General features: G+C 42.3%; 10 protein-coding genes. 2 read left to right on the forward strand and 8 right to left on the reverse strand.

Annotated features, from left to right (window positions below; genetic code table 11):
- Position 1: 1 nt before the first annotated feature.
- The 3 genes from ilvD to ilvG form a co-directional block, all read right to left on the reverse strand.
- Entirely contained in the window at positions 2 to 1,858 is a 1,857-nt protein-coding gene (ilvD, locus tag AN213_RS09665; RefSeq protein ID WP_054561167.1) for a dihydroxy-acid dehydratase, read from the reverse strand.
- Positions 1,859 to 1,961: 103 nt separating this feature from the next.
- Complete coding sequence (ilvM, locus tag AN213_RS09670) at positions 1,962 to 2,207, reverse strand: acetolactate synthase 2 small subunit (RefSeq protein ID WP_054554110.1); 246 nt, start codon at positions 2,205 to 2,207, stop codon at positions 1,962 to 1,964.
- Entirely contained in the window at positions 2,204 to 3,853 is a 1,650-nt protein-coding gene (ilvG, locus tag AN213_RS09675) for an acetolactate synthase 2 catalytic subunit (protein WP_055198455.1), read from the reverse strand. Before ilvG ends, ilvM begins: the two co-directional genes overlap by 4 nt.
- 535 nt (positions 3,854 to 4,388) lie before the next feature.
- On the opposite strand from ilvG, the gene AN213_RS09680 reads away from it, so the two are divergent.
- Positions 4,389 to 5,267 carry a TraB/GumN family protein gene (locus tag AN213_RS09680; protein WP_055198457.1) on the forward strand — a complete coding sequence of 293 codons (879 nt, stop codon included), beginning with the start codon at positions 4,389 to 4,391 and terminating at the stop codon, positions 5,265 to 5,267.
- A 25-nt stretch (positions 5,268 to 5,292) separates the two neighbouring features.
- On the opposite strand, the gene modF is transcribed toward AN213_RS09680, so the two are convergent.
- The gene (modF, locus tag AN213_RS09685) at positions 5,293 to 6,750 is read right to left on the reverse strand and encodes a molybdate ABC transporter ATP-binding protein ModF (RefSeq protein WP_055198459.1); all 1,458 of its coding nucleotides are present in this window, start codon (positions 6,748 to 6,750) and stop codon (positions 5,293 to 5,295) included.
- A 129-nt stretch (positions 6,751 to 6,879) separates the two neighbouring features.
- Here modF and AN213_RS09690 point away from each other — a divergent pair, with 129 nt between their 5' ends.
- A complete protein-coding gene (locus tag AN213_RS09690; RefSeq protein ID WP_055198461.1) occupies positions 6,880 to 7,503 on the forward strand; it encodes a hypothetical protein in 624 nt (207 codons plus the stop codon).
- Between the two features lie 13 nt (positions 7,504 to 7,516).
- On the opposite strand, the gene AN213_RS09695 is transcribed toward AN213_RS09690, so the two are convergent.
- The 4 genes from AN213_RS09695 to AN213_RS09710 form a co-directional block, all read right to left on the reverse strand.
- The gene (locus AN213_RS09695; protein WP_095209729.1) at positions 7,517 to 9,268 is read right to left on the reverse strand and encodes a response regulator; all 1,752 of its coding nucleotides are present in this window, start codon (positions 9,266 to 9,268) and stop codon (positions 7,517 to 7,519) included.
- A gap of 93 nt (positions 9,269 to 9,361) precedes the next feature.
- The gene (locus AN213_RS09700; RefSeq protein ID WP_055198463.1) at positions 9,362 to 11,698 is read right to left on the reverse strand and encodes a fatty acid cis/trans isomerase; all 2,337 of its coding nucleotides are present in this window, start codon (positions 11,696 to 11,698) and stop codon (positions 9,362 to 9,364) included.
- Entirely contained in the window at positions 11,695 to 12,075 is a 381-nt protein-coding gene (locus AN213_RS09705; RefSeq protein WP_055198464.1) for a hypothetical protein, read from the reverse strand. Before AN213_RS09705 ends, AN213_RS09700 begins: the two co-directional genes overlap by 4 nt.
- Positions 12,076 to 12,213: 138 nt before the next feature.
- Complete coding sequence (locus tag AN213_RS09710) at positions 12,214 to 12,879, reverse strand: SDR family oxidoreductase (protein WP_054561175.1); 666 nt, start codon at positions 12,877 to 12,879, stop codon at positions 12,214 to 12,216.
- Between the last annotated feature and the right edge of the window lie 94 nt (positions 12,880 to 12,973).

A 12,973-nucleotide genomic window follows, 5' to 3' on the forward strand; every position in this document is an offset into this window, starting at 1 on the left:
ATTAACTAAGCTCCTCAAGTTTTGCTAAATCGCGAACAGCTCCTTTGTCTGCACTGGTTGCAAGTAACGCATAGGCTTTTAGTGCAGATGAAACATAACGGTCACGATCAAGTGGTTTATAAGCATCTTTACCGCGTGCTAGTTGCTTTTGTTTACGCGCTTCAAGCTCTTCATCAGACAGGGCTAGGGTGATTTCACGGGTTGCGATATCAATTACTATTTTATCGCCATTTTCAACATAGGCGATTGCACCACCACTTGCTGCTTCTGGTGAAACGTGACCAATTGATAAACCCGATGTACCACCCGAGAAACGACCATCGGTGATAAGCGCACACTTTTCACCTAAGCCCATTGATTTTAAGTAACTCGTTGGATACAGCATTTCTTGCATGCCTGGGCCGCCTTTTGGTCCTTCGTAACGAATTACAACAACGTCACCGGCTTTCACTTCGCCGTTAAGAATGCCTTCTACCGAATCATCTTGTGATTCGTATACAACGGCAGGGCCTTCAAAGTGCAGCATTTCTTCAACTACACCGGCACTTTTAACAATACAGCCATCAAGAGCTAAGTTACCTGAAAGTACAGCTAAGCCACCATCTTGACGAAAGGCATTTTCAACACTGCGGATACAGCCGTTTTCACGGTCATTATCAAGTTCTGGCCAGCGGCACTCTTGGCTCATTGCTTTTGTAGTGCGGATACCCGCAGGGCCTGCTTTATAGAATTTTTGCGCTACTTCATTATTAGGATCGGTGGCATCCCATTTAGTCACCATTTCGGCCATAGTGTGTCCTGCTACGTGATCAACAGTTAAATCAACAAGGCCAGCCTTACCTAATTCACGGATAATTGCCATCATGCCACCAGCACGGTGCACATCTTCAATGTGGTACTTATTGGTTGCGGGTGCCACTTTACAAAGGAAAGGTGTTTTGCGAGAAAGCTCATCGATGTGAGACATATCAAAATCAACACCCGCTTCTTGCGCTGCAGCTAATAAGTGTAAAACCGTATTTGATGAACCACCCATAGCAATATCAACCACCATTGCATTCATAAAGGCAGTGCGATTAGCAATAGCACGTGGTAACACTGCTGCATTGTCTTTTTGATAATACTCACGGCATAAATCAACAATGCGCGCACCTGCTTCAACGTAAAGTTGTTTACGGTCTTTATGCGTAGCAAGTGTGGTACCGTTACCCGGCAGTGCTAAACCAATCGCTTCTAATAAGCAGTTCATTGAGTTGGCAGTAAACATGCCCGAACATGAACCACAAGTAGGACACGCAGAGCGCTCTACTTTTTCAGAGTCTTCATCGCTTACTGTGGTATCAGCGCCTTTTACCATGGCATCCACCAAATCAAGTTTAATGTCGATATCAGCAAGGCGTGTTTTACCCGCTTCCATTGGACCACCTGATACGAAAATAACCGGAATATTTAAACGCAGTGCTGCGAGCATCATCCCCGGGGTGATTTTGTCGCAGTTAGAAATACAGATCATGGCATCAGCACAGTGCGCATTAACCATGTATTCCACAGAGTCAGCAATTAAGTCACGCGATGGTAGTGAATACAGCATGCCACCGTGACCCATTGCGATACCATCGTCGATTGCAATAGTATTAAATTCTTTTGGTACACCACCGGCTTCAGTGATGGTTTCAGCCATTAGCTCACTAAGTTGGTTAAGGTGAACATGACCCGGTACAAACTGAGTATATGAGTTAACAACAGCGATAATTGGCTTACCGAAGTCTTTATCTGTCATCCCTGTTGCACGCCATAAAGCACGCGCCCCTGCACGTTTGCGACCTTCTGTTGTTGTTGCACTTCTTAATTTAGCCATAATTACCTCAGTTGTTGCAGTGGCATGCCACTGACTTCCTCATTCCTAATTTATTTCTCACTAAAGCATCAATCTGATTGCTCTAGCTACCTGTTGATTTTTACTAGATTGCTTGTTGTTGAAATTGGTTTTCAACATTGACGTGTTTCACATCAACCAATTTATTCAATTGTGATGTTAGTAGATAAATTGGCTTATCGCTGTCTACCGTCATGGTGACGTGAAACGCTTCATCAGCCATTTCTAAATTCATGGTTGTTAGGTCAAAGCCGCGATGACGTGCAACGCGTAAAAAGCGCTCTACAGCGACACTTTGATTCTTTAGTGCAATCGTTAGGGTGTGTTTCATTTTACTGTCTCCGTCATCATTTCATCATTAGCAGCACCGGGTGGTACAAGCGGCCATACATTTTCTTTATCATCTATACAGGCATGCAGAATGTATGGACCTTCACTATTTACTAACGCATCAACCGCAGCATCGACTTCATCTGCTTTAGTGATCGTTTGACCTGGAATGCCAAACACCGCTGCTAACTGCACAAAATCAGGATTATCTGAAAGGTTTGTTTCAGAATAACGACCTTCAAAAAATAGCTGCTGCCATTGACGTACCATGCCTAAGCGCTGGTTATCTAGGATTAGAATTTTAACTGGCAGATTGTTACGGCGAATTGTTGCCAGTTCTTGAATGTTCATCATGATTGAGCCATCACCCGACACTGTGATCACAAAATCATTTGGACGAGCAACTTGAGCGCCGATAGCGGCCGGTAAACCAAAGCCCATGGTACCCGCACCACCACTACTTAAGTGATTACTTGGGTGGCTAAACTTCATGTGCTGTGCCACCCACATTTGGTGCTGACCCACATCACAGCACACAACGCCAGTTGCTGGCATTTTTTGGCTTAGTTGGTTTAATAAATAAGGGGCAAATACTTTCTCGCCTGGATAGTCATAACGCCACGCATGCTCTTTCATCATGCTTTCGATGTGCGTTAACCACTCATCAGGCGTTACAAAACAATCAAGTTGCGGTAATGAGGTTTTTAAATCTGCGACTAATGATGCTTTTGCAGGCTTACGCTTACCAACCTCTGCGGCATCGATATCAAGGTGTATCACTTTTGCTTTTGCGGCAAACTTGCTTAAATTGCCAGTAACACGGTCGTCAAAACGAGCACCGATACAAACCAAAACATCACACTCTTGCACTGCTAAGTTAGCCGCTTTACCACCATGCATACCTAGCATGCCAAGGTCATATTCATAATCAGGTAATACGCTGCCTAGCGCTTTTAATGTTGATACTGCTGGCATATGTGTTTTTTCTAAAAACTGCATAAGCTCGTTTTGTGCATCAGCAGCCTGTACACCACCACCGATATACGCCACCGGGCGCTGCGCTTCACTTAAGATTTGGTTAGCTATCGCAACTTGGTTTGCGTCTAATTTTGGTAAATGATCTTCGGCAGCTAACCAAGGGTGGAATGGTACTTGCGCCATTTGGATGTCTTTTGGGATATCAACTAATACAGGGCCTGGGCGGCCGCTTTGCGCTAGGTGGATGGCTTCTTGTAGTATTTCGGCTAAGTCTTCAGCTCTTTCAACCATGTAACTATGTTTAGTACATGATAACGACATACCTAACACATCCACTTCCTGAAAGGCGTCGGAGCCTATCGCTGCGGTAGGTACTTGCCCTGTGATTGCAAGTAACGGCACTGAATCCATCATCGCATCAGCAAGGGCTGTAATTAAGTTAGTCGCACCAGGGCCTGAAGTTGCAAAGCACACACCTAACTTACCTGTGCTGCGGGCAAACCCTACAGCTGCAAAACCCGCTCCTTGTTCATGACGCGTCAAATAATGTTTGACTGGCGCACCGTACAAGGCGTCGTAAATAGGCATGATGGCACCACCTGGGTATCCAAAAACATCCTTAACGCCATGTTTGGCTAATAAATCGATTGTTAACTCTGCGCCTGTCATCGTAAATCCTCATTCCTCAGTGACATTGTGTATTTACTGCAACTCAAACCTTAAAACGAAAAAGCCCCCCGGACTGTTAAGTGCGGGGGGCTTTTTAAATGCTTCACTTTTCTCTAAGCACTAACTAGCCCCCGCGGTAATAATAATCACCACGACGTTAATTAGAATTAGAGAAAGTTTGTTTGTAAGCATTTATCTGTAACCAAATTCTGTTCATTTGTAGCGGAAATCTAGCCATCCCGCTGTCTTTTTCTATTAGTACCGCGCTGGGGCCTATAAGTCAACACAAAAATCAATTCAAAAAACAGGCTAAAAAGCAATATTAAAGAAATAAATATTCAACAATTTCACATATAAAGATTTATATTTCACTATTTATTGAAAATTGAAATTTCATACCTCGTTATTTGCAATTATATGATTGATTAATTTTTAGCAATTAGATGTGATTTTTCTGCATAAAGCCGATTTAATTTAACGCCTCAAAGAAAAATTAGTTTAGTATTGAAAAAACCACGTTATGAAAAGGAAAGTTATGAAATTCGTCCAGCGTATTAATGCCCTGTTTTTTATGGTGCTACTGCTTGGTTTTAGCCAATATGCACTTGCAGAGCCGGGGTTATGGAAAGTAGAAAAAAACGGCGTTGCTTCTTATTTATTTGGTACCGTGCATGTTGGCGATAACAGCATGAAAGGCTTGCCAAGTAAGGTAACAAAAGCACTCGATAACTCAGATAAAGTCATTGTTGAGGTGGATATCAGCGCCATTTCACCGATGGAAATGCAGCGTCGCTCATTACCATTTATGATGCTGAAAAATGGCAAAACCTTACAATCTGAATTATCACCAGAAAACTATGCAAAACTGCAAAAGTACTTTGCTGATAAATCAATTGATATTGCGATGTTTAAGAATTTAGCACCATGGGCGGTGATGGTCACCATGATGCAGATGGAGTTCCAAAGTGTTGGTTTTTCAGATCAATACGGCATCGACAAGCAAGTACTTGCTTACGCTCAAGAACATAAAATATCTATTGGTGAGCTCGAAACTCTTGAACGCCAAATGGAAATGTTTGAGCACTTAGCAATTATGAATGACAAGATGATCGAAGAAACATTCGAGCAACTTGCAGACGTAGACACCTACTTTTTTGGTCTTATCAAGGCTTGGAAATCGGGTGATATGAAAACACTTACGCAGTTTTATAACGAAAGCTTTGATGACTCTGAATATGGTCAACTAAGCGAACAAGTGATGTTGATAGACCGTAACAACGATTGGGTTAATCAACTATCAACTCGCATCGGTAAAGAAAAGCTGTTCATTGCAGTGGGCGCTTTGCACTTACCAGAGCAACACGGCTTATTGAAGCAATTAACAGATAAAGGTTTTACCATTACCCGTATCTAAATGATTTCAATCGTTTAAAAGCGCCTTATGGCGCTTTTTTTGTGAAATCAGCCATCTCTAAATAGTTGTTGATACCGGCTATTTTGTCACTCGCGTGGTGATTAACATACACCACGGTGCTGGTGCCTGCAGCACAGATTTTTTCTATTAGTAATAACACGCGTTGCCTATTCGCTTCATCGAGGCCTAAGCAAGGTTCATCAAGGATCAATAAGTTAGGATGTTTAACCATAGCCCGAGCAATCAACAATAAACGCTGATCACCAAAAGACAGCTGGCTAAATGAACTGCTTTGTTTATCACTTAACCCTAATAACGCTAACCACTTTTTGGCAATGGCAAGTTGCTTATCGGTGGCTTTTTGGTAAAGACCAATGCTGTCATAAAAGCCCGAAACAACCGTATTGAGCGCGGTGATACTCACTCGATAATCCATATGCAGCGCGTTAGAAATATAACCAATGTGCTGTTTAATTTGCCAAATACTCTCACCGCTTCCGCGCTGATAGCCAAACACCTTGATATCGTTGTTGTAACACTGCGGGTTATCACCTGTGATAAGGTTCAGCAAACAGGTTTTACCTGAGCCATTTTTACCTGTTAACTGCCAATGTTCGCCTTGGTTAATTTGCCAGTTTAGTTTTTCAAAGATAGCCTCGCCGCCATAACTCACTGCTGCGTTATTGAGTCTTACCAGCATTGAATCCGTGAGCGGAGGCGCTTGATGGTCAATATCAGCCTCAGGTATTTGTAACTGAGTATGAGTTAGATGCAATAGCTTTAGTAAATCATCGCGCTGCTCGGGTGTAGGCTTCGCTAATTGCTCTGTGACATGACCCTCTTTAACGTAGGCGTAATGATCAACAAAGTCAGGGATCTCAGTTAAGCGATTGAGCACAAAAATAAGGGTCGTTGTTTTACTAAGCTCTGCGAGTAGCTGATTAAGCCCTGCCATTGCCGTGACATCTAAACCATCAAAAGGCTCATCAAGCACAAGTAAATCTGGTCGACCTATTATGGCTTGAATCAACATCAGTTTGCGGGTTTCACCGGTCGATAAATCGCGAAATGCCTTGCTAAGTTTGTCACTAAAATCAAATAGGCTTATTAACTGCTGTAGCAAATCACTATCAAGCTGTTGCTCGTCTCGACCTGCAATAATTAACTCATAAACCGTACTCGAAGGCGTAACGCCATCAATAATATCATCTTGATCTTTAGTTAGCTCAGCCGCAAGGAGCTGCTTTTGGCTGTCTGGCGAAACCAATGCTATACGCTCAAAGCAATTCTCATACTGGCCTTTTTCTATTTTCGCAAAACCGGCAATGGCAGCTGCCACGGCCGATTTACCCGCCCCATTCGCACCAAGTAAAACCCATTGCTGCAATGGCGATACATTGATATTGAGATCATCTAAATAATAAACGTCATTGCCCAGCCCCTTTAGGCTAGCTTTAACATTAACCAACTGCACTTGTTGCACTTTGAATCCTCATTCTAAGTTACCGTTAGCTTGACGTTACCGTATTCGATAAAAAATTAAAAATCGTTTAAACCTTTTTTGAACACAGCTGCGACTAAGGTATAAAAGGTCATCAACAGGAAACAGACAATGAAAAAATTACTTTGTGTAGCAGCAATTGGCTTAGCACTAACAACAACATACGCAATGGCAAAAGATTCACGTGAACTAAATCACAACTTCGCAGTGAATAGCGCAAGCCAGCTTGATATTGATTTTCCGGTGGGCAGCTTAGAGGTCGAAAACTATGACGGTAGCGAAGTCGTCGTTACGGTTCGCATTGAACCAAAAAATGACAATAGCTGGTTCAGCTCTGATGTCGATTTATCAGATATTGAATTAAGCCACTCGCAAAGCGCCAGCTCACTTAGCTTAAAATTAGATAACGACGACATTCAACAAAACTGGCATGTAAAAATGCCTAAATCGATGGCAATTGATGTTGAACTTGGTGTTGGCGATATTGAAATTAACGACGCAAGTAATTCAGTTGAGATTGAGCTTGGTGTGGGCGCGGTAAGAATTGATAGCGCGCTTGATGACTACAAACGTATCGAGCTTGATACAGGTGTCGGCGACACTAAAATTCGCGGCTTAAAAAACGACGGTAACACTAGCCGTAAAGTGGTTAGCTCGCATTCAAGCTATCGTGGCAATGGCCAATACGATATTGAAGTCGAGGTGGGTGTTGGCGACATTAAAGTAACGAACTAATTTAACGCTTTGGTTATCCCTGTGAGCTCTCAGTAAATAAAATGCTGAGAGCTTTTTGAACTGAATCTAGCGAGATCGGTTTATATACGTGCAAGTTTGCTCCAAGCTCATATACTCGTTGCAAATCTTCATTCGATGTATTGGCGGTCACCACCAAAATTGGCACTTGTTGCCCCTGCTCATTACGAATAATATCAATCGCTTTAAAGCCATCCATAACTGGCATATTTAAATCCATAAAAATTAAATCGTAATGCTTATCTGAGGCTTTATCTGTGGCAATTAAGCCGTTTTCAGCCACATCAAAGCTGTAATTTAAATGGCTAACCATGCGACCTAAAATTGTCGCATTCAATGGGTTATCTTCCACAATTAAACAATGTAATGCTTGCGGCAGCGGCGCTGGCATTGCTGATTTAGGCGTGCTTTCTAGTTCAAAATTAATTAACACTTTCACACCTTGTGGCTCAGCATTAAGAAATTGGATTTCTCCTTTTAATGCTTTAACAATGTGCATAACCCTAAGCAGCCCCGTTTTTAACCCTTGAAAATGTTGCTCTGAGTCATTTTCGTAGCTAAGTAAATCTGTCGGCGGCTTTTCAAAGCCTTTACCGTTATCTTGTATTTCCATTACAAAGTGCTGCTCACCTTGGCATGCAGCTGTTACGGCAATACGGCCTTGGCTTGGAGTAAATTTAACGGCATTGTTAATGATTTCAGCAACGATTTGCGTCAACCTTGCATGGTCAGTGCTCACTTCTTTATTGAGTGACTCAGCTAAGTTCACGCTCAAGGTAATACCTTTATCGTTACAGGCATATTCATAGGGTGAGATAGCTTGCTTTAATGTTGATAACAAATTGCTGCTAGTAAAACTTAACTGCCATTCTCCCGAGGTTAGCTGCTGTAAGTCCATTAATTCGTCTAGCATAGCCACCAGCCTATTAACGCAATAAAGCGCCTGCTGTTTAGTCAGTTGCTGACTGTCGCTGATATCGAGCGCTTCGATTGATGCGGTCAAACCTTGCAATGGTGTTCTAAATTCATGACTGGTACGGGCTATAAAACGCTCTTTATTTTTATTAACACGCTCAGCAAACTCTTTTTGTTCTTTGTATTTAGCAATATTTTTAGTGACCAGTTTCTCCATGGGTTTAAAAATGAAAAATAGCTCAATGGCTAATAACACCATGGCGATGAGCCAAAACAATAACTCTAAAACCGCCAAAAATGTGACTTTTTGAACTGATTTTTGCTCGAGTAACTTAACCGCTTGGTCTAGCTTTGTGAGTAGTGCCTCTAGCTGATTACTAACAAATGTTGAGCGGTCCACATAGGCAAAATCATCAGTATTGTTTAATAGCTGCTGCGCTTTACTCACATAACGCTTCACGTGCTCATCTAATGCGGTAGGAGGCGAGAAGTAATGGGCCTCAAGCGCCTCATTTAAATGAATATAGTGACCTTGCTCATCCTGCTGAATTAAAAATTGATGCCCTGCAATAAATTGCTCAACGGCTTGTTCCAGTAGTCTTCGGTGTTGCTGTTGGAAATGATCGGATTCATGGTAAATGAGTGCATTGCCGTACAAGGCTATTTTTTGTGACAGCATGCGTTGCTTACCGGCAATGTTGATAACTTTGGCGTCACCCTTTTGGATATACAAAAGACTCTGTATCAAGATAGCTGATACAGAGATCAATATGGCAATCGCCAATAACCCCCAGCGATATCGTTTTCGGATATCTGTGACTAGCTGCAACATGTTTTACTCATTATTTTTTAAAAGTAATTGTAGTTCATAGAATACAAGAAAGCCCACTTGAAGTGGGCTTTAAACATGATAGTTAACAGAAATTTATCGATTTTCGAGTCGGTTATAGTCAAATAACCCAAATTCAACGCCGCGATACTCTTTCGCTACACGGTGTAAAATATCGCTGTATTGCCAAAACTGTGGATGTGTTCGGCGAATAGCGAACTCACTTTTCAGATCTCTGTAAGCTGCTTCATCTGTTGCTTTAGCAAGCCCAGCTACAAAAGCTGCAATTTGCTGGTCATTGTGTAAGTACCAAATGGCTTCTGGGTAATCACCTATGAACCCAGGCACAATCGTTACTGTATCTTCGTCATAAGCTCGTTGCCCTTCTTCATTCAATAAGCTCGAAATATTGTAATGAGCATTATGATGGATCAGGGTATAGGCCTTGTGCTTATCATCGCCATCTTTGACTAACACAAACGAAATTTGCGGTAGCAAGTTCACTGCTTTAACCGGAAGGTTGTTAATTTTAGCAAGTGGCTCAGGCACTTTCGTATAGTCGTAACGAGGGCTTAAAATTGGCTTAAGCTTCTCTTTTAGCATATTGAACAACTCTGACTGCGAGTCCATTGTTTTGTATTCAATACCCGTAGGTTGGCTAAATGACAATTCATCTTCAAAGAAACTCGTTAAGCTAGGTGGTGATTTACGATACCACTGAGCTTTAATTTCTTTGCGCTTAGCTTCTGGCAATAATGCAAGGTAGTTTGCTTCACCCTCTAAGCGTAAAAAGTCCATATACAAACGAGTTAATAACTGATGACCAATGTTGCCATACACATCAAACCCCGCCACCAGCAAGTAGTGAATACGTTCAAATAGTGCGTAGTCGAGTATCCAGGCGGTTTTTGGTTGCTGGCCTATCCAGCCCTTTACAACTGTTGCGCTATCAAAGTGGCGGAACACCGTCAGTGCTGCATTTTGGTTATGGCCATCACCCTGCCAAAGTAAATCGGTTGTTAGGTGCTGACCGTTCTCAAACATCTTATTAGCCAGTGCAACTTTGGCTGACAGGTATTTGTTTTGGCGTTTTGAATACTTCACCCAACTAGAAATCGGCAAGGCATTGCTTTCTTCTTCTGCTGGTAATGCTAAGGCATCTTCATGTTGTAACAACAATTCACCCACTTTAGGTGTCGCCGCCATTTCAGGTTTAGCAAACCCCACCCAGAACTGGTCGTTAATCACGTTTAACGCGATTTGACCTCGACAAACAGGCCCTTTAATAAAACCCATAATAATAAGCTCAGCTTCATCAAGCATAAATTGATAACGTGAGTTTACTGGGATTGCAGCAAAGGCTTTAAACGGATTTGATGCCACTTCTGGTTTATAGCTTGGCAGTTTATTTACTTGGTAATCAGCTTCAATAAATTGCGAATGTATGCGCGCAAGCTTTTCATCATTTAACGCTAAAGGTAAATGTGTTTTCGCTAAAATAGTCGAGCGGTCATGCATTAAACGGTAGTAAACACGCTCAACTTTAGGATCTTCATAAGGGCGACGGGTGCTAATGTGTTTGATCTCTTCACCCGGTGGCGTTGAAGAGCGAACCAGCTTAAAGTAGCTGTGTTTATCGCCATGCTCAGGGAAGTAAATATGCGCTAAATACCAGTGCTCATAAATATAGCGAGCAGCCAGTTGATGCTTTAAACCATCTTGATTTAAAAATGCTTCCCAACGTTCAACTTGTTTTAGTACGCCTTCTTCAGGAGGCTCAATATGAGCAAGGTAACCGCCCTTCTTAAGCCATTTAGCAAGGTGTTGAAACTCTTCGCTTGAGATCCCCGGCAAACCATATGGCATACCACTGTGTGGGTTATCTTTAGCGAATGAGTCAAATTCATTCATTGTGGTGCATGTTTGTTCACGATCGAGTGAAAAATCAAACTCATCGCCTAAAATAGCTTGCTTAGGAAGAGGGCTACTTTGCTTAAGTACTAAGGCATTATAAAGCACGCTACCCGCTAGGTTCGCTTCTTCTGTTTGTGCTCGCTCGTTAAGTACTGGCGTAAAGCCTTTTTCACGCCACTGGGCGGTAGATGTCGCATCAAACAGTAAGCGACTTGGCTCTTGGGCTAGTAAACGAGTGCCGTCATAAACACGCTCTTTACTTAAGCCGCGGTCAATACCTTCCACAGAAGATAACTTAAGCTGACATGGTGCGTCATAACAGCCGTGACAAACCACACAACGAGTGTCGAGCACCGGCTTTACATCACTTAAAAACTCCGCGCCTTCAAGTGTTGACGCAGCAACAACGCGCTCTCTAGGTTGCTCTTCACCAAACAGTTCATCGTAATGAGCAGCACCTAAATAAGCACAACCACTTAATAAAATAAGACCAAATACGGTAGTGAGGAGTTTTCTCATCCTTCCTCCTCGATATCTTCAACGTCATCGCCTAAATCGAAGGTTGGCATCATATCGACTTGCGGCGATACAAAGGTTTGGTCGTTGTCGCAACTAAGCATCGCGCTTAATAGTGGCCCACGAACGAGTGTCAGCTGCGCATCATGCTCACCATCAATCAATGCTTGATAGTCATCATTTAACGCTTCAAGACGATATTCATTAATGGCAATTGCGACACTGCTATCAACAGCTGGATTTTGGCAAAGCTGCGCGAGTAACTCTTCGCTTAGCGTTACATGTAATAGTAAATCTGGAGATTCGATATCGCGGCTGTGAAGGTTTTCATCGAAATAAAAAAGAGGAAGGGTTAAATCGCTATTTTGCTCTAATTCCATGTGCTGCTCTCTATATCAAAATGACTTTTAATTGTACGAGTATAGCAAACTATAAGTTCAATAATTAGCGAAACTTATCAGCCGTTAGCAGCTTTTTAGCCGCTAACTAACCGAATTATAAAAACAGTGAAAAATGCATTACCAAGGTAGCGTTTCGCCGTTTGAATGCCAAAACCCACCTGTGTTGCTAAGGTTTAATTCGTCAATCCGCTTGATGAGCCGCTCTGCAGCAGTTTCAGGGCTAATATCGCCTGCAAAATTAACCATTTGCGTTTGTACAAAGCCCGGGTGGAATAACCCTACAGCAATTTTTTTATCTTTTAGCTCATGGGCTAAACTAACACTGGCAGCATTAAGTGCCGCTTTTGACATACGATAGCCAATATAACCGCCCGAGCCATTATCAGCAATTGAGCCCATGCGCGATGTGATCATCGCCACTTTGGCATCAATGCCTAAGCTTTGCTGTAATGCATGAGTAATACGAATAGGCGCGATACTGTTCACACTAATTTGCTTTTCTATAGCAGCAAAGTCCATATCAGCTAATGTTTCGTTATGAAAAATACCGGCGTTGTTAACCAAAATATCAATCTTGTCGCCGTGTAAGTAATTGGCAAGTGTTGCAACATCATCGGCATCAGCCACATCAATATCGCTAATAATTTTCACATCGAGTGCTTGAAGCTCCTCACTTGGCGTGCGAACCACTGCAGTAACACGGTAACCTTGGGCTGAATACTGTTTACAAAAATTAAGACCAATACCTTTATTGGCCCCCGTAACCACCACATGCTTAGTCATCAATCTGCTCCTTAATTAGCTTTTTATACCAATTCGCTTAATTAAATGGTCTATTTTGAGGCAAGAAAACCTCGTTGATAACAAGGCAAAAATT

Source organism: Pseudoalteromonas sp. P1-8 (assembly GCF_001399985.1).
Lineage (GTDB): Bacteria > Pseudomonadota > Gammaproteobacteria > Enterobacterales > Alteromonadaceae > Pseudoalteromonas.